The 20,460-nt window shown below is 51.3% G+C and carries 28 protein-coding genes; 12 read left to right on the forward strand and 16 right to left on the reverse strand.

The features are described 5' to 3' along the window. Positions 1 to 4: 4 nt before the first annotated feature. The 3 genes from MYB54_RS05840 to xseA form a co-directional block, all read right to left on the reverse strand. Positions 5 to 349, reverse strand: a complete 345-nt coding sequence (locus tag MYB54_RS05840) for a protealysin inhibitor emfourin (RefSeq protein ID WP_039515533.1) — start codon at positions 347 to 349, stop codon at positions 5 to 7. Beyond that, on the reverse strand, positions 346 to 1,389 hold the full coding sequence (locus MYB54_RS05845) for a M4 family metallopeptidase (protein ID WP_248721627.1): 1,044 nt from the start codon (positions 1,387 to 1,389) through the stop codon (positions 346 to 348). Before MYB54_RS05845 ends, MYB54_RS05840 begins: the two co-directional genes overlap by 4 nt. A gap of 230 nt (positions 1,390 to 1,619) precedes the next feature. Beyond that, positions 1,620 to 3,014 (reverse strand): exodeoxyribonuclease VII large subunit, encoded by a 1,395-nt coding sequence (gene xseA / locus MYB54_RS05850; RefSeq protein ID WP_248721628.1) that lies wholly within the window; start codon positions 3,012 to 3,014, stop codon positions 1,620 to 1,622. A gap of 171 nt (positions 3,015 to 3,185) precedes the next feature. Here xseA and guaB point away from each other — a divergent pair, with 171 nt between their 5' ends. The 3 genes from guaB (at position 3,186) to MYB54_RS05865 (ending at position 7,758) form a co-directional block, all read left to right on the forward strand. Next, a complete protein-coding gene (gene guaB, locus MYB54_RS05855) occupies positions 3,186 to 4,652 on the forward strand; it encodes an IMP dehydrogenase (protein WP_010280020.1) in 1,467 nt (488 codons plus the stop codon). A gap of 118 nt (positions 4,653 to 4,770) precedes the next feature. Continuing rightward, complete coding sequence (guaA, locus tag MYB54_RS05860; protein ID WP_206554928.1) at positions 4,771 to 6,348, forward strand: glutamine-hydrolyzing GMP synthase; 1,578 nt, start codon at positions 4,771 to 4,773, stop codon at positions 6,346 to 6,348. Between the two features lie 216 nt (positions 6,349 to 6,564). Further along, positions 6,565 to 7,758, forward strand: a complete 1,194-nt coding sequence (locus MYB54_RS05865) for a tyrosine-type recombinase/integrase (RefSeq protein ID WP_248721629.1) — start codon at positions 6,565 to 6,567, stop codon at positions 7,756 to 7,758. A 5-nt stretch (positions 7,759 to 7,763) separates the two neighbouring features. Here MYB54_RS05865 and MYB54_RS05870 read toward each other — a convergent pair whose 3' ends face one another. From MYB54_RS05870 to MYB54_RS05925, 12 genes are all read right to left on the reverse strand, one after another. Next, on the reverse strand, positions 7,764 to 8,015 hold the full coding sequence (locus MYB54_RS05870) for a helix-turn-helix transcriptional regulator (protein WP_248721630.1): 252 nt from the start codon (positions 8,013 to 8,015) through the stop codon (positions 7,764 to 7,766). 10 nt (positions 8,016 to 8,025) lie between these two features. Next, positions 8,026 to 8,232, reverse strand: a complete 207-nt coding sequence (locus MYB54_RS05875) for a hypothetical protein (protein ID WP_248721631.1) — start codon at positions 8,230 to 8,232, stop codon at positions 8,026 to 8,028. After that, on the reverse strand, positions 8,229 to 8,849 hold the full coding sequence (locus tag MYB54_RS05880) for a hypothetical protein (RefSeq protein ID WP_248721950.1): 621 nt from the start codon (positions 8,847 to 8,849) through the stop codon (positions 8,229 to 8,231). The genes MYB54_RS05875 and MYB54_RS05880 overlap by 4 nt, the downstream gene beginning before the upstream one ends. Before the next feature lie 17 nt (positions 8,850 to 8,866). Then, positions 8,867 to 9,055, reverse strand: a complete 189-nt coding sequence (locus tag MYB54_RS05885) for a hypothetical protein (protein WP_248721632.1) — start codon at positions 9,053 to 9,055, stop codon at positions 8,867 to 8,869. An 85-nt stretch (positions 9,056 to 9,140) separates the two neighbouring features. Further along, complete coding sequence (locus tag MYB54_RS05890) at positions 9,141 to 9,803, reverse strand: phage N-6-adenine-methyltransferase (RefSeq protein ID WP_248721633.1); 663 nt, start codon at positions 9,801 to 9,803, stop codon at positions 9,141 to 9,143. After that, complete coding sequence (locus tag MYB54_RS05895; protein ID WP_248721634.1) at positions 9,788 to 10,090, reverse strand: hypothetical protein; 303 nt, start codon at positions 10,088 to 10,090, stop codon at positions 9,788 to 9,790. The genes MYB54_RS05890 and MYB54_RS05895 overlap by 16 nt, the downstream gene beginning before the upstream one ends. A gap of 296 nt (positions 10,091 to 10,386) precedes the next feature. Beyond that, positions 10,387 to 10,653, reverse strand: coding sequence for a hypothetical protein (locus tag MYB54_RS05900; protein ID WP_248721635.1), 267 nt, complete (start codon positions 10,651 to 10,653; stop codon positions 10,387 to 10,389). A gap of 66 nt (positions 10,654 to 10,719) precedes the next feature. Continuing rightward, entirely contained in the window at positions 10,720 to 11,703 is a 984-nt protein-coding gene (locus MYB54_RS05905) for a RecT family recombinase (protein ID WP_371928272.1), read from the reverse strand. Next, complete coding sequence (locus tag MYB54_RS05910; RefSeq protein WP_248721636.1) at positions 11,696 to 12,520, reverse strand: PD-(D/E)XK nuclease-like domain-containing protein; 825 nt, start codon at positions 12,518 to 12,520, stop codon at positions 11,696 to 11,698. The genes MYB54_RS05905 and MYB54_RS05910 overlap by 8 nt, the downstream gene beginning before the upstream one ends. Next, entirely contained in the window at positions 12,517 to 12,897 is a 381-nt protein-coding gene (locus tag MYB54_RS05915; protein ID WP_248721637.1) for a hypothetical protein, read from the reverse strand. The genes MYB54_RS05910 and MYB54_RS05915 overlap by 4 nt, the downstream gene beginning before the upstream one ends. A gap of 2 nt (positions 12,898 to 12,899) precedes the next feature. Beyond that, positions 12,900 to 13,193 (reverse strand): hypothetical protein, encoded by a 294-nt coding sequence (locus tag MYB54_RS05920; protein WP_248721638.1) that lies wholly within the window; start codon positions 13,191 to 13,193, stop codon positions 12,900 to 12,902. 454 nt (positions 13,194 to 13,647) lie between these two features. After that, positions 13,648 to 14,226, reverse strand: a complete 579-nt coding sequence (locus MYB54_RS05925; protein ID WP_248721639.1) for a helix-turn-helix domain-containing protein — start codon at positions 14,224 to 14,226, stop codon at positions 13,648 to 13,650. Between the two features lie 150 nt (positions 14,227 to 14,376). Here MYB54_RS05925 and MYB54_RS05930 point away from each other — a divergent pair, with 150 nt between their 5' ends. The 8 genes from MYB54_RS05930 to MYB54_RS05965 all read left to right on the forward strand — a co-directional run bounded on the left by MYB54_RS05930 (position 14,377) and on the right by MYB54_RS05965 (position 19,358). Further along, entirely contained in the window at positions 14,377 to 14,604 is a 228-nt protein-coding gene (locus MYB54_RS05930) for a hypothetical protein (protein WP_248721640.1), read from the forward strand. Positions 14,605 to 14,762: 158 nt separating this feature from the next. After that, complete coding sequence (locus MYB54_RS05935; protein WP_225182140.1) at positions 14,763 to 14,957, forward strand: hypothetical protein; 195 nt, start codon at positions 14,763 to 14,765, stop codon at positions 14,955 to 14,957. Beyond that, positions 14,957 to 15,901 carry a DnaT-like ssDNA-binding domain-containing protein gene (locus MYB54_RS05940; protein ID WP_248721641.1) on the forward strand — a complete coding sequence of 315 codons (945 nt, stop codon included), beginning with the start codon at positions 14,957 to 14,959 and terminating at the stop codon, positions 15,899 to 15,901. The genes MYB54_RS05935 and MYB54_RS05940 overlap by 1 nt, the downstream gene beginning before the upstream one ends. Continuing rightward, entirely contained in the window at positions 15,798 to 16,331 is a 534-nt protein-coding gene (locus MYB54_RS05945; RefSeq protein ID WP_248721642.1) for a replication protein P, read from the forward strand. The genes MYB54_RS05940 and MYB54_RS05945 overlap by 104 nt, the downstream gene beginning before the upstream one ends. Before the next feature lie 17 nt (positions 16,332 to 16,348). Continuing rightward, positions 16,349 to 16,600, forward strand: coding sequence for a hypothetical protein (locus MYB54_RS05950; RefSeq protein WP_248721643.1), 252 nt, complete (start codon positions 16,349 to 16,351; stop codon positions 16,598 to 16,600). A 357-nt stretch (positions 16,601 to 16,957) separates the two neighbouring features. Further along, a complete protein-coding gene (locus MYB54_RS05955) occupies positions 16,958 to 17,368 on the forward strand; it encodes a DUF1064 domain-containing protein (protein ID WP_248721644.1) in 411 nt (136 codons plus the stop codon). Positions 17,369 to 17,439: 71 nt separating this feature from the next. Continuing rightward, positions 17,440 to 17,904, forward strand: a complete 465-nt coding sequence (locus tag MYB54_RS05960; protein WP_248721645.1) for a terminase small subunit — start codon at positions 17,440 to 17,442, stop codon at positions 17,902 to 17,904. After that, on the forward strand, positions 17,901 to 19,358 hold the full coding sequence (locus tag MYB54_RS05965; protein ID WP_248721646.1) for a terminase: 1,458 nt from the start codon (positions 17,901 to 17,903) through the stop codon (positions 19,356 to 19,358). The genes MYB54_RS05960 and MYB54_RS05965 overlap by 4 nt, the downstream gene beginning before the upstream one ends. A 49-nt stretch (positions 19,359 to 19,407) precedes the next feature. Here the strand turns inward: MYB54_RS05965 and MYB54_RS05970 are convergent, their stop codons facing one another. Beyond that, on the reverse strand, positions 19,408 to 19,794 hold the full coding sequence (locus MYB54_RS05970) for a Gp49 family protein (protein WP_248721647.1): 387 nt from the start codon (positions 19,792 to 19,794) through the stop codon (positions 19,408 to 19,410). Between the two features lie 446 nt (positions 19,795 to 20,240). On the opposite strand from MYB54_RS05970, the gene MYB54_RS05975 reads away from it, so the two are divergent. Continuing rightward, positions 20,241 to 20,459, forward strand: coding sequence for a hypothetical protein (locus tag MYB54_RS05975; RefSeq protein WP_248721648.1), 219 nt, complete (start codon positions 20,241 to 20,243; stop codon positions 20,457 to 20,459). The last annotated feature ends 1 nt before the right edge of the window (position 20,460 follow it).

Here is a 20,460-nt window from a genome sequence, read left to right on the forward strand (position 1 = left end):
ATAGTTACTCCTGTATGCCGTTGCGCCACAGCTCGGTCAGCTCCGGTGGCGCGCGGTCTTCGGGGATCAGCAGAATGACATCGGTGTATTGGTTCTGCTGCGGTTGGCAGTAGCTGATATGGATGCGGTAATAAAACTGGTCGCCGCGCCCTGGGCCATCGGGTTCGCCGGGTTCGCGAGCCTGAGGAGCAGCATTACGGATCGCGTTACAAATTCGCTCCCGTTCGGATGGCGGTACGCTGGCGAGCGCGAAGCGTCGCGGCCCCGCCAGCTTGGGGATAAAGGCGAATCCCCCCTCACGCGCTAGCTCAATGATGGCATCGTTGTTGAGCTCCGGCAGCGTTTTCATAAGAACTCCTGCCGTACCTCCACACCCACCGTTTCCCACGACTGCATGACGATATCGGCAACGGTATGGTTAAAACGTTGAGCGGCATGTTGAATGGTGTGGCGTGCGAAAATTTCGAAATCCGCATTTTGGGGCAGCGTTTTATCACACAGCGTGTCGTACCAGATGCGACCCGCTTTTTCCCATGAATGGCCGCCCAGTGCGATGGCTGTTAGATAGAATGCCCGGTTGGGAATGCCTGAATTCAGGTGCACGCCGCCATTGTCTTCACGCGTGTTCACATACTCACTCATGTGAGAGGGTTGGGGGTCGATACCTAACAACTCATCGTCATACGCGGTGCCCGGATTAGACATTGACCGCAGCCCCATGCCGTGAATACCATCGGCCAGAAGCTCGTCACCGATAAGCCAATCGGCCTGCTCGGCGGTTTGCCCCAAATGATACTGCTTGACCATGGAGCCAAAAACATCGGACAGCGATTCATTTAGCGCACCGGACTGGCGGAAATAGATCAGTCCCGCTTCGTTTTCGGTGATGCCGTGCGTGAGTTCATGCGCGACCACGTCAAGCGCAATCGTGAAGCGATTAAAGATTTTGCCGTCGCCATCTCCGAACACCATCTGTTGCCCGTTCCAGAAAGCATTCTGGTAATCCTGACCGTAATGTACGGTGCCAGCCAGCGGCAGCCCCTCGGCATCCAGCGAGTTACGTTGGAAAATTTTCCAGAAGAAATCGTAAGTGACGCCCAGATAGTTATAGGCCTCATCGACGGCGATATCACCGTTGCTGGGTTGGCCTTCAGCTCGGACCAGCTTGCCGGGCAACTGTTGTTGCTGCTCGGCATCATGAATGTTGCGGTTTGCCTGCCCCGCAGCTAATTTCTCATGGGGTTCCGGGCGTGGATTGTGGCTGACCATTAATGACTGAACGTGCATCAGCGTTTGTTGCGCACAGTGGCGCTGCTCGTCTGTGCCGTTTGCGATAATACGATGCAAAATGTAAGGGGGGATCACACTACAAATCGGTCTGGACTTCATACCTCATCTCCTTGAAAACGCTCATCAGGGGTAACACAGACGATCAACAAAGCTCACTGTCTTTTTATCCTATCCGCGTCACCGCGCAGAGGCTGATAACCCGTGCGGTGAAAACGGTGAATATAAATTAGTGAGCAGGGAATGAGTATAGTTCAGATACTGGGGGTAAGAATGGGGGATCGCCGTTGTTTTCGGACAAATCCCCACTCACGAATTTTATGCCGATCGCGTTATTTTTGCGTCGGAGATGAGGGTTTTCGCCGCTTTTTCGCGGAATTTTTATTCGGAGCCAGTGTCGTGACCTGACTTTCTACCCAGCCGTCCTGCAAACGGGTTTTCAGCGTTTCGCCGGGGGAAATTTGCGCGACGTTTTTCAGCACTTTACCGTCCGGGGCGGTGGTGACGTTATAGCCACGCGCCAGCGTCGCCAGCGGGCTAACGCCTTCCAGTCGCGAACAGGCGATGCCTAGCTTTTGCTTGTTCTGATTCAACTGGCGTTCTACTGCGCTTTGCATCTGATAGCTAAGCTGCTGCAAACGCTGCTGTGCACGATGAATACGGGTTTGCGGCTGTTGTTGCATCAGACGTTGTTGTAAGCGTTCACTTCGGCGCGAGGTCTGCCGAAGCTGCTGCTGCATGGCGTCATCCAGCCGCTGACGCAGTTTAACCAGCTGTGCCTGCTGACGCGCCAGCCGCAGCTGCGGATGCTGTTGCTGTAAACGGTGGTGCAGACGGGTAAATTCCCGATTGCGCTGGGCAAGGTAATAATCCATCGCCATTTCCAGACGCTGGCGCTGGGACTGTATCTGGCGCAATAGCTCAAGTTGGTTACGACTCACTAACTCGGCAGCAGCCGACGGCGTGGGTGCGCGCAGGTCGCCGACAAAATCAGCGATAGTGACATCGGTCTCATGGCCGACGGCGCTGACGATAGGAATGCGGCTGGCGAAGATAGCGCGGGCGACCCGTTCGTCATTAAAGCTCCACAGATCTTCCAGTGAACCACCACCGCGCCCGACGATTAATACGTCACACTCATCCCGCTGGTTAGCCAGCTCAATAGCGCGAACAATCTGTAGCGGTGCTTCCGCGCCTTGCACCGACGTGGGGTACACGATCACCGGCAGCGATGGATCGCGGCGCTGCAACACCTGCAAAATATCGTGCAGGGCGGCACCGCTGGCTGACGTAATCACGCCGACTTGTTTGGCGGGAGAGGGCAGAACCTGCTTAAACTGCTGATCGAACAGCCCTTCGGCAGCGAGGCGCTGTTTGAGCTGTTCAAACTGCTGCTGTAGCAGGCCATCACCAGCGGGCTGCATGCTTTCCGCCAGTAGCTGATAGTCGCCGCGAGGTTCATATAGCGTGATACTCGCCCGAATCAGCACTTGCTGACCGTTTTGCGGGCGGAACGTCACTTTGCGGTTGCTGGTGCGGAACATCGCACAGCGCACCTGCGCACGTTCGTCCTTTAGCGTGAAATACCAGTGGCCGGATGAGGGCTGAGAGAGGTTGGAGATTTCGCCGGAGAGCCAAATCTGGCCCATTTCCATTTCCAACAGTTGTCTAACCGTCTGATTCAGGCGGCTAACGGTAAAAATTGCAGAGGAGGGAAATTGAGACATTGTGAGCCAGATCAAATTTTAAAACAGTCACTTAATTGATCGATACTACCTACCTGAAAAAGGTAATCAAGCATTTTAGTAAAATAATGCTGGAGGCAACCGATTACGCTCTGTATAATGCCACGGCAATATTTTATCTATTCTTACATCCACCTTGGTGAGATATTGCCCATGCTACGTATCGCTAAAGAAGCACTGACGTTTGATGACGTCCTCCTGGTTCCCGCTCATTCTACTGTTCTGCCTAACACTGCCGATCTGTCCACGCAGTTGACGAAAAACATTCGCCTAAATATTCCTATGCTGTCCGCAGCGATGGATACCGTTACCGAATCCGGTCTGGCCATTGCGCTGGCGCAGGAAGGCGGTCTGGGCTTTATTCACAAAAATATGTCCATTGAGCGTCAGGCTGAAGAAGTTAGCCGCGTGAAAAAACACGAAAGTGGCGTTGTGGTTGATCCACAAACCGTGACGCCAGAAACGACGCTGCGTGAAATGAAAGAGCTGACCGAGCGCAACGGCTTCGCGGGCTACCCTGTCGTGGCAAAAGACAACGAACTGGTCGGTATCATCACCGGTCGTGACGTGCGTTTTGTTACCGATTTGGAAAAACCGGTTAGCGCGTTCATGACGCCAAAAGAACGTCTGGTCACTGTCAAAGAAGGTGAAGCGCGTGAGGTCGTGCTGCAAAAAATGCACGAAAAACGCGTCGAAAAAGCGCTGGTGATTGACGACCAATTCCACCTGATCGGCATGATCACGGTAAAAGACTTCCAGAAAGCAGAACGTAAACCTAACGCGTGTAAAGACGAACACGGTCGCCTGCGCGTAGGCGCAGCGGTTGGCGCAGGTGCAGGCAATGAAGAGCGTGTTGATGCGCTGGTTGCCGCAGGCGTTGACGTCCTGCTGATCGACTCCTCACACGGCCATTCCGAAGGCGTATTGCAGCGCATTCGTGAAACACGTGCTAAATACCCGAACCTCGAAATCATCGGCGGCAACGTGGCGACGGGCGCAGGTGCAAAAGCGCTGGTTGAAGCGGGCGTTAGCGCCGTGAAAGTGGGTATCGGCCCTGGCTCTATCTGTACGACTCGTATCGTAACTGGCGTGGGTGTACCGCAGATTACGGCTATCTCTGATGCGGTTGAAGCGCTGGAAGGCACGGGCATTCCCGTCATCGCCGATGGCGGTATCCGCTTCTCCGGCGACATCGCTAAAGCCATCGCAGCAGGCGCGGCGTGTGTCATGGTCGGTTCCATGCTGGCGGGTACGGAAGAATCCCCTGGTGAAATCGAACTGTATCAAGGTCGTTCATTCAAATCTTATCGCGGCATGGGTTCACTGGGCGCAATGTCCAAAGGCTCATCAGACCGTTACTTCCAGACCGATAACGCCGCCGATAAACTGGTGCCGGAAGGTATCGAAGGCCGCGTAGCCTATAAAGGCCGCCTGAAAGAGATCGTTCACCAGCAGATGGGCGGCTTGCGCTCCTGTATGGGTCTGACCGGTTGCGCGACTATCGATGCACTGCGTACGCAGGCTGAGTTTGTACGCATCAGCGGCGCGGGCATTCAGGAAAGCCACGTTCACGACGTTACCATTACTAAAGAGTCACCGAACTACCGTATGGGTTCATAAGGTGATTTAACGCAATAAACCCTGTACTATTTCGCGCCGCTCTGCCTTTGCATAAGGCCGAGCGGTTAGCTGGGTTTACTTTTCGCTTTTGTCTTTTGCTTTTTGGAACATGCTCCTCATGACTCAAAACATTCATCAACACCGCATTCTTATTCTGGATTTCGGCTCACAGTACACGCAACTGGTTGCACGTCGCGTGCGTGAACTGGGCGTTTACTGTGAACTGTGGGCATGGGATGTCACGGAAGCACAGATTCGCGGGTTTAATCCGAACGGGATCATCCTGTCCGGCGGCCCGGAAAGCACCACCGAGTTTGGCAGCCCACGTGCGCCAGAATACGTTTTCAATGCTGGCGTACCGGTATTGGGCGTGTGCTATGGCATGCAGACGATGGCGATGCAACTGGGTGGCCACGTTGAAGGTTCCAACGAGCGTGAGTTTGGTTATGCGCAGGTAGAAGTGAAAACGGATAGCGCGCTGGTGCGTGATATTCAGGATGCGTTGAGCGCCTCAGGCGCACCGCTGCTGGATGTCTGGATGAGCCACGGCGACAAAGTGACGGCCATCCCAGAAGGGTTTGAGACCGTTGCCAGCACCGATACCTGTCCGTTTGCCATCATGGCGAACGAAGAGAAGCGTTTTTACGGCGTGCAGTTCCACCCGGAAGTGACGCACACCCGCCAGGGTCAGCGCATGCTGGAGCGTTTTGTTCTTGATATCTGCCAGTGTGAAGCACTGTGGACGCCAGCCAAGATCATCGACGATGCGGTGAACCGTATTCGTGAGCAGGTAGGCAACGATCACGTGATTCTGGGTCTGTCTGGCGGCGTGGATTCTTCCGTTACCGCGATGCTGTTGCACCGTGCGATTGGCGATCGTCTGACCTGCGTGTTTGTCGATAACGGCCTGCTGCGCCTGAACGAAGCCGATCAGGTGCTGGAAATGTTCGGCGATCATTTCGGTCTTAACATTGTTCACGTTGCAGCGGAAGATCGCTTCCTGAGCGAGCTGGCGGGTGAAGATGAACCGGAAGCTAAGCGTAAAATCATCGGTCGCGTGTTCGTTGAAGTGTTCGATGAAGAAGCCAGCAAGCAAGCCGACGTGAAATGGCTGGCGCAAGGCACCATCTACCCAGACGTGATCGAATCTGCGGCTTCTGCGACCGGCAAAGCGCACGTGATCAAGTCACACCACAACGTGGGTGGCCTGCCGAAAGAGATGAAGCTGGGTCTGGTTGAGCCGCTGAAAGAGCTGTTCAAAGACGAAGTGCGTAAGATCGGTCTGGAACTGGGTCTGCCGTACAACATGCTGTTCCGCCATCCGTTCCCGGGCCCAGGTCTGGGCGTGCGCGTGCTGGGCGAAGTGAAGAAAGAATACTGTGACCTGCTGCGTCGTGCGGATGCGATCTTCATTGAAGAGCTGCACAAAGCCGACCTGTACAACAAAGTCAGTCAGGCCTTCACCGTCTTCCTGCCGGTTCGTTCCGTGGGCGTGATGGGCGATGGCCGTAAATACGATTGGGTTGTAGCGCTGCGCGCGGTAGAAACCATCGACTTTATGACCGCGCACTGGGCACACCTGCCATACGATTTCCTTGGCCGTGTCTCCAACCGCATCATCAACGAAGTCGACGGCATCTCCCGCGTCGTTTATGACGTATCGGGTAAGCCACCGGCGACGATTGAGTGGGAATGATTGGCAGGTATTTATCTACCATTTATAACGATATGATTTAAAATTCAACCCGCTGATTTTGGCGGGTTTTTTATTATCTACGATTAATTAACGAAGCAATAGAGCGTCTAATTATTGTCGGTATTATTGACGGCATTGAGTGTCGAGTGATAGCGTTCAGGTAAAAATACCGTTACCGCTGGGATTAGTTCTGGCGGTATTTTACTGGATGACATCATGCTCACTGATACGAAAATAAAAAGCCTAAAACCGAGAGATAAGATCTATAAAGTTGCTGACCGTGACGGACTGTATGTTGCTGTTTCTCCTGCCGGAACCGTGTCTTTTCGCTATGACTACCGTATCAATGGACGTAGGGAAACCGTTACGCTCGGTCGGTACGGTGATGACGGCATTACTCTTGCCGAGGCGAGGGATGCGCTCATTACCGTCAAAAAGCAACTAAACGCAGGTGTATCACCGGCTGCCGCAAAGCGAGACGGTAAAAAATCTATCAGCGGCGCACCAAAATTCTCCGGCTATACCGTCGCATATATGAAACATGTCAGGCTGGCAGACAGCACGCGAGCCATGAAGCAATCAGTTATCGATCGCGATATCACACCGACGCTTGGCAATCGCCTGATGCACGAGATAACACCGGCAGCGCTGCGCGCACTATGCGAAAAGATACTGGATCGCGGAGCGAGGGCCACAGCACTACAGGTGCGTGAAATAGTCGGTAGCGTTTTCAGCTATGCAATTGATCGCGGCCTTGAGGTCACAAACCCTGCAGATAATATCAAGGCGTCATCGATAGCCACATTTGAACCGAGAGAACGTGCATTATCACCGGAGGAAATAGGGATTTTCTTCCGCACTCTGGACACGATGACATCGCAGGGATCGCTGCGCATGGCGGTTAAGTTAATGCTGATTACGCTGGCGAGAAAAACAGAACTGACAAAGGCGAAATGGGAAGAGGTGGATTTCAATAATGCAACATGGACTGTTCCAGAGGAGCGAATGAAGGCGCGCAGGAAGCATGTTGTATACCTATCGCTTCAGGCGATAGACATCATGATCGCATTGAAAATGTGCGCCGGTGGCAGCCCGTACTTGTTGCCTGGTCGATATGACATGCAGAAACACATCTCAGCATCTGCGCTAAACAAAGTGATTACGGATACGGTGCAGAAAGCGCAGCAGAACGGCGAGAAGATTGAGCACTTTACAGTGCATGATCTTCGCCGAACTGCCAGCACAATTCTGCATGAGGAGGGATATAACAGCGACTGGATAGAGAAGTGCTTGGCCCACGAACAAAGGGGCGTCCGTGCCGTTTACAACAAAGCGGAATACGCGCAGCAGCGGCGCGAGATGCTTCAAGATTGGGCTAACATGATAGATGAGTGGGTTAAGGCGGGGTGATGCGGTCACGCTGGTACGTGCTTGGGCGGGCGGCCGCGTTTCTTCGGTGATGGCGGGATGAATGTTTGTAGCGTCTTTGGCCCGTTAGCCTGACGTTCATCCAGCCACGCTTCCACCTCGTCGGCGTTCCATGCCGCTCGGCGGTCGGTGATGTAAAAGCGTTTCGGGAATTGTCCTTCCCGCTCAAGCTGTTCAATAGTGGCGATCGATAGCGGGACTATCTCAACCAGTTTTTTCTTTCCATATGCTTGTTTCATGCGGTTATTCCTAATCTGATGGATTGCCTTCATCACCCAGCACTTTAGCGGCGACGTAGGTTGATACGATTAACGCGATGATCGGCAGCCAAAACAGGGCGATCAGTAGATTTATGCATTCGCCGCGCAGGTTCTTGCCTTCAATGCTGCAAAATATATAGCCAGCAATCAGCGCGTAGACGAATAGCCATGCAGCATAGTGAGCGTCTATGGTCACGATCGGTACTCCTCACACTTCCAGTCTAAGCACCCGTCATAATCGTATGGGTTGTGCTGCCAGCTTATTTTCCCGCAGCACGGGCAGTTCCATCTGGTCTTGCCACTACTTCCCTTGCGGCGGCGTTGTCGCTTAAGCCAATCGGGTTGTTTTAGTCCGTAGGCCTGCACCATTGATCTGGCACTGAACTGTGATATAGGGAAGGTTCTACGCTTCTTTGATTCAACCAGTTCAAAAGGTAGCCATACGATATTTTCAGCAGTAAGAATTGGTTCTGCGAATTGCTTCGCAAAAGAGAAGTTTGTTTCTGGGCAAAGCGTGGTTATCCAATAGACATCATTCCCATCATATTTGCCTTTCAGATACCCAACATAAGATGTGCAACCATCGACAAGATTTGTGCTGCTCGGAATAAGCTGACAGTCAACATGGTAAACAGCAAGGGTATCAACACAATCAGCGCTGACGGGCTGATCGATATCTCTACCTGAATTCCATGCGGCTTGGGCCTCTTCCTGCGTATAAACACGAGCCCTATCGATATCGCTTGCGTATCCGCATCCGCCCTTGCAGTGAAACGCTGCATTGGTTCCGACAGTGTCTCTAGTGCATAGCATGTAAAATCTATCCCCTTTCACTGCTTCACCTCCCGATCCCCATCATGAATAACCTTCCCCGTCGCATGGAACGCAGAGAACTTGAAAAGATCAGCCTGCCGCTGTGCATCTTCTCGGCTGGTGGCCTTAACGTAGAACTCACGGCTGAGTTGACCCTCTGCTGACTGCGCATAAGCGCGGATTTCGTAAAGCTGTAGCTGACTCATAGCGCCTCACTTAACACGAAAATGGAAAATAAAAAGGCCGCTACGTTAGCGGCCACGAATAACCATGATGCTGTTGATAGGCGTTTCATGCTTCTTTACTCCTGAGTAGTCGATCAGCCTCTCTGCGTATTTGTGATAGAAATGCATCACCTTGGGCAAGAAGTTGAGAGCGCTCTACGTAGGCGATTGACGGGCCGCGCCATGTTTTATCAAAAACAGCGATAGCGGCCGCGAATCCGGCAGAACTGGCAACCTGTTTTTCATCCTTCGGCTTGAACCACATTGGCAAGTCGAAGCCAACACGTCCACGGATAAAGGCGATGTGATCGGCTTGCTCTGGCCACCACACCTCTGACGTTGCTGCCTTGATGAGAAATACATAACGTCCGCCGCATTCACGCATCTTCGCTGCGTAATCCATGATGTAGCGCATCCCTGTGATGTATTGCCCTTCGTGCTGGCTGGCGCGCGAATACGGTGGGTTGGCGAATGCTGCGCCGTTAAGATCAACCAGCCGTGCGGACCAGTCTTGCGCCAGCGCATTATCTTCTGCCGTGTAATAGGCTTCGCACTTCGAGTTTTCGCCGTCGGTAAACAAATCCAGCACCAGCGGCCCAAACGTGGCATTGATGCCCCAAAACAACGGATCGGGAGTGCGCCACTGATCGCCGACACTCTTTAACTCATGCGATGCGGATTCTTTGTACGCGGCGAGGTTGGCGACGTATTCATTTACAGACGGTTCCAAATTGGCCCCCTTACCTGCTTTAGCTGCTGGTTTAGCATCAGCATGGTGGGATCGTGCTCGGTCGTATCGAATCCCTCCAGCTTCACTTCCTCTCTGGAGATGATCGAGAAAACGAATTTCTTTGGCATTCCTGTTCGCCTTATGTGACCAAGCCCCACCAGATCATAAATGGCGCACTGAATGGCACCTTCCGTTTTTCCGTGAACTTCACCCATCACGCGCAACTGAGTGTAATTAGCTAAGGCGTGTGTTTTTAGGTAATTGAGAATCAGATCTTTGGTTTTCACTTTATTACCCCAATCATCACAACAGCGAACCATTGCGCCCCTTACCGCGCGCTTTCTTCGGTTCTCCTATTGCTGATTTGTTTTTGTCAGCCCATAGCTTTCCTTCGCGAAGGCAGTCGTCGTAAATGCGTCCTTTCCTGCTGGCTTGCGATGAGCGTTTATAGAACTCGATCGCCTTTCTCGCCCCTATATTTGCTAGCGGGGGGGGGGTAGCCGTCCCTTAGCAATGCATCCCTGACGTTTTTCTCTATAAACTCGATGTGATTCATAAAGACCTCGGGAATAAAAAAGCCGCTCTAGGCGGCTGTGTTTTTGATGGTGTAATCGGCTATAACTTTCCCGTCAGCGTCGAAATACTTTACTCTGTCAGTAGGGTGGCAATTATGTGCATGCTTTCCGTATTTAAGCTGGTTGGTAAAAACCACGTCTAAATTAGCGCTGCCATTCATTCCCGTGATGGTTCCGATATCGCCGTATACTTCAACCATCATTCCGATACGGGCAAAATCAATACCGCGACAACGAATCATATCGTCGATAAATTGCTTCTCTTTCTTTGTCATCTTTACTTTTTCCGTATAAGTCCAAAAAGAAAACCGCCTTTCGGCGGCTATCGTTGTCGTGACATGTCACATTGGAATGTCGTTGATTTCTTCGTGGCGGATTTGATAAACATCCTCGGCCATTTCCAGCCAGCGATCTGTTAGCACATCCTTTGCCCCGGGGCGCTTTTTTCCATCTGGATGCGTGCCGCCGTTGAATACCAAATTCAACTCTTCGATGCTTTTCGCATTGCTGGCCGCTTCGGTGAAGCTGGCTAGAATGTCGTCCTGAGTGCGTTCCGGCTTCGGCTGCTGCGTTGGCTCTACTTCAACCTGCCCATTGATTGCAGCATTCAACTCTGCGCTATTATTGCCCGCTGGTGGGGTGATATCGCGCTCAGTGCGTGGCGGTGCGGCTTCAAGTTCATCAATGGTGTAAACCCCAAGTATCGCCTCAGGGCAATAAAGGCGAGACCAATACTTAACGCCAAGGTAAGCAATTTGTTGCTTTGGATTGGTGGCCCATAAAGGCGAGTTTCTGATCGCGATACTGGATAAAAATATCGGCTCGCCCCAAGTGATTTCGCTTTCACCAGTAAGCACTGCGCCAACGGTAATGCTTAAGCCAATTTCATCAGCATCAGTCCAATCACGAACGCGCTCAGTGACGGTGTACTTTCCATTTTTACCTGTCTTATCCCGCGTAACCTCTTTGCTTTTGGTGCATTTTGACCAGTCGCCTTCATATTTATAATGAAATCGCCCAGCAATAGATCCTGAGTTTTTAACCACTGCATTAACCAGTTGCGCTTCATAACCCAGCACTCCATTTACATCATGGGTTTTTTGCGCCACCACAAACGGGTTCATGCCCCATTGCGCCGCCTGCATCGTGATTGCCATGCACGCCGCTGGCTTATCCTGCAAGTGCTTAGGCAACATGATCCCACCGTCCGCCATGAGATTTGCAAACTTAACAAGGCCATCAATCACGCCTGGGTTGAAAATCATTTCAGCCGTACCGCGAATTGCTGGTGCTTGCTGATCAATATTTGCTACTTGATTACTCATAATTCCGTTCCTTACGCTTCGCCCATGCTGGACGTGTGATTTTTTCGATGCCGCCCCAATTCCTACTGGTGCGCGCGTTGTGATATGCCGCCAGATCGCGGCGATAAAGTTCGTGGCCCGTTGCTTTGTCGTCGTCCTCCAACTCAAAGACGCGTACCGGATATCGCCCGCAATCAATCGTTTCGCTGACAGCGATAAAAACGAATGTGGGGTGCTCGTTGAAGTGCTGATAAAAGCCGTCGCTATACATCGCATCCTGAACGTGATAGCGAAACTCTTCGATGTGTCGGGCGAACCGTTCCATATCGGCGACTTTTTTCACATCAACAATTACGGGGCGATCTTTGAGATAACGGTCAGGGCGAACGCGGCAGAGTTCTTCTGTTTCCTCATCCTGCCAATAGATTGAAGCCTCGTTGTAACCGTCAGATTCAAGCAGCCAGCGTGCGGCGGGATGTGCAAAGGCGCTCCCCCGCATCAGTTCCAGCTTTCTACCGTCCTCGTTATCCATAACGGTTTTACCTGTGCTGGCGCAATCTGCCAGAAACTTGGCTTCGGCTTCCTTGCCTGCCGTGGTGCGGCGGTTAAATGGTGGGGCGACGATAAACCGGTTTTTGAACTCGTCCGGCTCAAGTAGCAGGCAGTGCAGGGCGCTACCCATATCCAGTGCCCGCAACTTTTCTTCGTCCACCGGTGCGGTGCGCTGCCATTTCAACAGCGCCGGAGACTGAGCAACCATATCAAGCTGGGACTTACTCACGCCGTCCGCGGCGTGGTAGGTTTCGTTTGGTATGTCGTAGTAGATCCCAGGAGTCATGATACCCATTCCCCCGCAGACAACCGCTCATATGTCGGATTCGCCGCAGCAGATAGCTCCAGCGCACGTTCCAGAATGACGCAGTGGCGCATCAGATCGTACTGAACACCGGACAGATACTGCTCAAATGCATCAGAATCAGCGTATGCATTCAGCGGGTTACTGCCATCAACACGACATGGCACTTCATCACTAAATGCGCGACGGATAGCATCGGTTAGAGCGCCGCGTAGATCGTTAAACTTAATGCCCCGCGATTTGGTTTTCAGTCGTGTGAGCACTTCGTTTTCAACCCAATCCTGCTCGTCCTGAGATGCCGCAAGACGCGATTCATACGCCTCCACCAAATCCTCGATCATTTGCTGGTAGCTGCTCATGGCTAACTCTCCCGCGCTTTCAGCATGGCGTCGGCCATCCTGTAGTAAACCGTTGCGCGAAGCTCAAGGGCTGTCGAGTCAGGTTCTTCCCAATAGCCCGTATTCTCGTCTTGCGCAGACCAGTCTCCCAGCATCGCTTTTGCCGCAAAATAATCACGCAGTGTCATGCCTCCACACAGTTTGTTAACTTCGGCGATGTATTTTTTTTCGTCCTCTGAACCAACATTTTTCAGGGCTAAAGCGTGTGCTACGTGACGCTCAACCGGAAAAGCTGGACCACCCGTTTGTTTTCTCATAACTACTTACCCATTTCTGCCGCGACATGCGCCGCGTGTTTAGTTGTGAAAGCCCAATGCACTCCGGCGCTAAAGTCAGTGAAATCGCGCATCTTTCCGGTGCCACAGGCTGTGAATGTGTACTTACCGTCGTGATAGGTATATTTCATGATTACCCCTAGAGTAAAAAGATTACCTATTTGGTAATTATTTAGGCGTAAAAAAAACGGCCTTTCAGCCTTTAGATCTTCACGTTCCAATCTGGCGTTCCGGTTCTAACGGGTTATCGCAGACATCCCCGGCACATGGGATTTTGGTTTGTGCGTGCCTGCTTATTGTTAAAGAGCATGATTACCGCTCTGGTAATCTTTATGCTCAATTATTGCCATTAATTACCCGTTGTCAATGGGTAATAACGAAAAAATTACCAATTTGGTAATGTTTATGGCGAAGGGGATTGCACGGAAGAGGTGGGCTAGGCGTTGGTGCTCTTGTCGATCATGAACTGTATGAATTCTTCTATGGTCTTTTTGTCGTCTGCGCTCAGCTTCGCATAGCCGCGCTTGTCATAGTTAATGATCTCGGGGTCTGACGGTGAAATTAGCAGCTCGTAACCGTGCCGCTCGAAAGCGTTCGCGATGGCTTCCAGGGTGCTGATGCTGATACTCGACTTTGAGTCAAGAAAGCGTGCGATTGTTGATTGACCTACACCGCTGGCGCGAGAAATCCTGCTCTGATTACGCATTGGTGGATTGTGATCCATCCATGACCGCAGGTTACTGGCCGCTACGACACCAATATCACCGATCTCATCAACAGGAGCATCTGGAATCAGCATGTTATCATGATCTATATCGAGCCAGTTTCGTGTTTGTCGTGTTACGTCTTCTATTTTTCGCGCCGACTTGTCGCCAATATTTTTGCCTGATATCCAACGGCTAACGAGATTAGCAGGAACGCCAATAGCGCGAGCTATAGATGCCTGCTGCCCGCCGTAGTGCTTGTCCATCAGCTTTACCAGATTTTCCCTACGAATAACGTGTAAGTCCTTCATTGTTTTTCATCCATAAAACATTTACCTGAACAACATTGTTCCGGTTTGGAATTAAACCACTCATTACCTGAATGGTAAACTTACCGCTCTGGTAAACATTGTTATGAAGTGTTATTGTTTGGTAATCATTTTTATGGTCTGGAGTTGTTTATGGAGAGTTTTGACTTAAAAAAGACATGGCTTGGCTTGCCTAAATCAATGCGGCAAAAGATTGCTTCTGAATCAGGGACTACGCCGCACTACATGATGACTCACGTCATACAAAGAAGCAGGCTTCCAAAAGTGTCATTCTTCAAAAAACTATCAAGTTCAATGAATTGTAATGGTGTTGTTGTCACTGAAAGCCAGCTTGCAGCGTGGTTTTATAACGCTGAATAACAGTGAATAACACTGCGTAAAGGCCGCCCTATGGCGGCCTTTTTTGTTGCCTGTCACTCACCAAAAATCAAGCATTACCAATTATGCAAATATGGTTGATATTTTTTCTGTTTGGTGCAAGATTGGCAGGAACAGAAACAGGAAATGAGAGGTGATACGTGAAAATAGTTACCCGCCTGGAGGCGGCAAAAGGTGGGATGAATAAATTCTATACGGGTAAGCCTTGCAAACACGGGCATTTAAGTGAGCGCTGGACGCTCAATGGCGGCTGTGTGCAATGCAATATTGATCGTGTTGAGCAGAAGAGAAAAGAGATAAGCGGGCTTATGAAGGCTGCACAAGGGGGTGATTAGTGGCTCGCATCCGCACGATAAAGCCGGAATTTTGGACTGATGAGGACATGGCTGAAGTATCAGAATGCGCGTGCCTGTTGGCGATCGGCTTATTGAATTATGCCGATGATGACGGGTACTTCAACGCAAATACAAAGCTGATAAAAGCAGCCGTTTTCCCGATACGGGAACCGTCCGTTCCTATTACCGTAATGCTACGGGAGCTTTCCAACCATGGTTATTTATCCATGTTTTCCACACCGGATGGCAGGCATTTTGGATTGATAAATAATTTCGCAAAGCACCAGGTGGTAAACAAGAAAAAAGATAGCAAAATCAAAGAAATGGATTTGATACCGTATGAGTACGGTATTGATACGGTAGGAGTACCGGTAGGAATGGATCAGGGATCAGGGAATGGAAAGGAAGAAACCCCACACATAGCGCGTGAGGAAAATTTACCTCCTGATAAAAAAAATGGACTGCCTGAGTACGTGCCAGGTGTTGATGAGCCGATCGGTAAATTCCCAATGTTCTCAGACTGGAGACCGTCGTTTGATTTTCGACAAAGAGTTGCACTGGCGGGGGTAATTCTTGATGAGGACTACCAGCCAACTGAGTTAGCGGGTTTTGTCATGTACTGGCAGCCGGAAGGCAAAGCATTTTATCAAATGCAATGGGAGCAGAAATTTGCTCGGCATATCCAGCAGGTTCGATCGGCAGCCGTCAAACAGAAAACTGGAGGTTCAAATGCAGGAACACAACAGGTCACCAGCAGTGGTGAATCTCGCGCAATGCAGAAATTCCGTGAGGCCAAAGCCCAGCGCTACGGAGCTGATGCTGGACAACTTGTGGGAGGCGATGATCGAGCTGTACACGGATCGATGGATAGCGAAGAACGGCACGGAACCATCATCACCGTGGATAGCGGCGATAGGCCAACTGACGGAAACGCAGATCGGTGAAGTGGTGCGGGCATGCATCGATCGCTGTGCTGCTGGCAATACATGGCCTCCTGATCTGGCTGAGTTTATCAGCCTGGTTGCCGAATCCGGCGCTAATGTCTTTGGTGTCAGCGTCGATGATGTCATGGGTACTTACTGGGACTGGCGGAAAAAGGTTTTCAAGTACGACAGCGCCGAGCAGTACCCTTGGCCGCATAACGTTGTCTATCACATTTGCATCGAGATCCGGCGGCAGGGCTCCGAGCGGAACCTGAACGAAAAGGAGTTACGCAGCCTGGCGGCTGAGAAGCTGGATTATTGGGTAAAGCGCAGTCAGAAAGGTATTCCGGTGCCTCCGGTGCGTAAAGCGCTGTCAAATACGGCAGGCGGGAGAGGCGGATCAATGACCCCAGCACAGCAAATGATGGCCGGGATTATCTACGTTAAGTAATCAAATATGGGTGGTTTATGAGCACAGAGCAGGAGAGAGGTAAGCGGATTTTTGCGGAAATCAGTAATCAGCAGGTCGGAGAGGATGGGGAGATAGTCGGATATCTCGTGCAAAATAAGTTCATGAATGAACTCGAAGAATTGTTGACCCGCGATCCGGTCGTGAAACTACCAACAACGCGATATTGGTCGTGTGGAGTTGACGTGTACGACAAGCGAGATGTTATCGAATGCCTCCGCGCAGCCGGTATAACCGTCAAAGATGAATAAAACCGAACCACAGCGACGACAACAAACACCAAGACGTACAAACGGGTTAACGGGAAAGAAAACGTCTCACAATTCGATTGATAGCGTTTTAGCAGCATAGGGCGATTTCGAGAAGAATCGCATTTTTTTCTTGCAAAAGATTACCTGTTAGGTAATGTTATTACCATATTGGTAATTAATTCACTGAATGAGGAATCAGCAATGTTAGAAATCATGACAAACCCAATACTCGGCGGCTTGGTAACCACCTTCACAATTTGTATCGGATTCACTATCTGGTCAGAAGTAAGTGACTGGATGTGGGAACGCAAAAACAAGTGACGTCACCCTGCGCCCGTGAAGCTGACGGGCGCATGAATGAAATCACTGAATGAGGGTGCAATGAGAAAGGCCAATAGTTCGTTCGCGTTGGGGCGTCTCAAGGTCGGACAAATGAACAAGACAGAAGCCGCCTACTCGCAGCATCTGGAAATTTTGAAGCGGGCAGGGGAAGTGCTCTGGTATCGGTTCGAAGGGGTCAAGCTGAGGTTGGCGGATAACACGTTTTACACGCCTGACTTCGCTGTTATGACCGCCAGCGGAACCATCGAAATGCACGAAGTTAAAGGGTACTGGCAGGACGATGCGCGGGTTAAATTGCGCATTAAGGCGATTAGCAATCAGCAGTGTGGCAAGTGTGGTGACGTGATGCCTGTTGATAGTTGCTGCATGCAGGGTGACTCGGCGTGCTGGGTTACGAATGGGTGGAAAAAGTTTCTTTTGGCCTAAATGATTACCGTGCCGGTAATGTTTGGTATGATTCATTGCGATGATTACCCAAATAATTACCGGAGGCGGTTATGGCACTGAAAGACAAACAGGAGGCTTTCTGCCGTGAATACCTCGTTGATTTAAATGCAACTCAGGCGGCGATAAGGGCAGGGTATAGCGCAAGGACAGCGGGAAGCATAGGGCAGGAGAACCTGACGAAACCTGAAATTGCTGCCCGCATTGCTGAACTGACAGCGGAGCGCAATGAGCGCGTTGAAATCAATGCCGACTACGTGCTTAAGCAAGCTGTAAAGCTGCATGAGCGCTGCATGCAGGAAGTCGTGCCGTTCACTGATAAAAAGGGTGAGCACATTCACGACGATAAAGGCAACCCGCTTTACGTATTCGACTCCAAAGGGGCGGCGGCCGCACTTCGCCTTGTTGGTTCCCACGTCACCGTCAACGCATTCAAAGAAACCCACGAAGTGAATATCAACGTGATATCCGACCGCATGGCTAAAGCCCGTAAGCGTGTTAATGGCGGCGAAAAATGACCGAGCAAGAACAACTCATCGAGGATATCGCCAGCTTCACTCATGACCCGTACAGCTTCGCTCTGTACGCTTTCCCTTGGGGTGAAGAGGGCACGGAGTTGGAACGCCACACCGGGCCGCGTCAGTGGCAGGCAGAGGCGTTTAAAGATATCGCTGAACACCTACAAAACCCCGAGACACGTCACCAGCCGTTGATGCTTGCTCGCGCGTCAGGTCACGGTATCGGAAAATCTGCATTCATTTCAATGCTCATCAATTGGGGCATGGCAACCTGCGAAGATTGCAAGGTTGTTGTGACCGCCAACACTGAAAACCAGTTGCGAACCAAGACGTGGCCCGAGGTCATCAAGTGGTCGAATCTGGCTATCACGAAAGACTGGTTCACCACCACCGCCACCGCGATGTACAGCAATGATCCGGGGCATGATAAACGCTGGCGAGCTGATGCAATTCCGTGGTCTGAGCACAACACAGAGGCATTCGCGGGGCTGCACAACGAGCGCAAGCGTATCATTGTGGTGTTCGATGAGGCATCCAACATTGCCGATCTGGTTTGGGAAGTAGCGGAGGGTGCGCTTACCGACGAAAACACCGAAATCATATGGGTGGCATTCGGGAACCCGACGCGAAACACTGGCCGTTTCCGCGAATGCTTCCGCAAGTATCGCCACCGCTGGAAGTGCAAGCAGATTGACAGCCGCACGGTCGAGGGGACGAACAAAGAGCAGATCGATAAGTGGGTGCAGGACTACGGCGAAGATAGCGACTTTGTGAAAGTGCGTGTGCGGGGGATATTCCCTGACACATCAGATACGCAGTTTATTTCCACCGCGCTGACTGATGCCGCAATGAAGCGCGTTTACACCGCCAATGATGTGGCACATGCTCCTGTCATCATCGGCGTTGACCCCGCTTACTCTGGCTCTGATACGTTCGAGATATATTTGCGGCAGGGGCTGCACGCAAAACACCTTGGCACGTACCCGCACACCACTGATGACCTGATATCAGCAAAGCGTGTCGCTGATTTTGAGGATAAATACCAGGCTGACGCCGTGTTTATCGATTTCGGATACGGCACCGGCATCAAGTCGATAGGTGATAGTTGGGGCAGGACGTGGATACTCGTCCCGTTCGGCGGTGCATCCAGTGATCCGCAGATGCTCAACAAGCGCGGCGAGATGTACAACAGCGGGCAGAAGTGGCTAAAGATGGGCGGTTCACTTGACGATCAGGAAACGGCTGATGATTTGGCTACGCCTGAATTCAAGGTTAGGCTTGATGGAAAAATAGTGCTGGAAGATAAATCGGAGATTAAAAAGCGCATCGGGCGCTCTCCGGGTAAGGGTGATTCACTCATCCTCACATTCGCCTTCCCGGTCACCAAAAAGTTGCACTATGCGCACGGGGCGCAGGCCGGGAAAACAGTCAGTGACTATGATCCGTATGCATGAAAAAGCCAGCGCTAAAGCTGGCTAATTTCGTGACATGTCACGGCGTTATTTATACACCAGCATCATCAAGCCACAGCTTTTCTTTCAGCAAATAACCTTCCAGCAACCAGATTTTATTCACCGCATTCTCACGTGCAATCTCGCGTCCGATCTCCGCGTCGAAGTTCTCAGGGCTGGCGCAGGCACTTTCACCGGTCACGGTAAAGCCGTTTTTAAGCACCAGAACGCAGAAAGTCAGTAATGGGTGAGAGTTTGCCGTGTGAATGTTGGGTTGTGTCCCGACATGCACATCGCCGTTGGCTTTGTATGCACCCAACACACCTTCGGCAGCGGTGAAGTAGTTCTCTGCAACGATAAGTTGTTGGATGTGCTGAGGCGTAACGCGTGGCGCGGTCTTGCCTTTAGCGATAATCTGTTGCTCGATATCTTTGCTCATATCTTCCTCTCATTAAAAAAATGCCCTCCGAAGAGGGCGAAATGTTGCAGCGGTACTGACGGCCCCTGGGTGGGATTGGTTGTGGTATTCGCGGGGTCTACTTCCCTCCTGTCACGGTTCTTTCCCCGCGTCATCATGTGTTCATTCGGTACATGAAACCCTTCATTGTGGTGGGTTTGTGATTTCAAATCCTTCGTCGCCTTGGTGAGCCACAACCACACCAACTAGCATTTGGATTCATCACAACGGAAAGGGCGCTGCATTATTTTTTATCTTGGCGTTGATAGGTTCGATTAGACCAGTCAGCCAACATACAACGCCCTTACCTGTTGTGTAATCACTAGGATTACCAAAAAGGTAATATGTTTGGTAATTAATGTCAAGAATTAGGTAATTTTTACCCCTATATGGTATTTTGGTAATAATTACCCACGGGAGAAGCCGAAATGTGCGTATCGAATTTAATCGGTTCAAAGCCTGCCGCGCCTGTTGTCCAATCAGTCCAAGCTGCACCGCAAGAGCAAGATGCCGCCGTGGTTTCTGCGCGTGACGATGAAACACGCCGCCGTCGTGCCGCTGCTGGTCGTAGCTCTACGTTGTTGACTGGTGCGCAAGGCGTTACCGGCTCAGCCAGTACTGGCAGCAAAACCCTGTTGGGGCAGTAAC

Source organism: Pectobacterium nicotianae, assembly GCF_023272715.1.
In the GTDB taxonomy this organism is placed as follows: domain Bacteria; phylum Pseudomonadota; class Gammaproteobacteria; order Enterobacterales; family Enterobacteriaceae; genus Pectobacterium; species Pectobacterium brasiliense.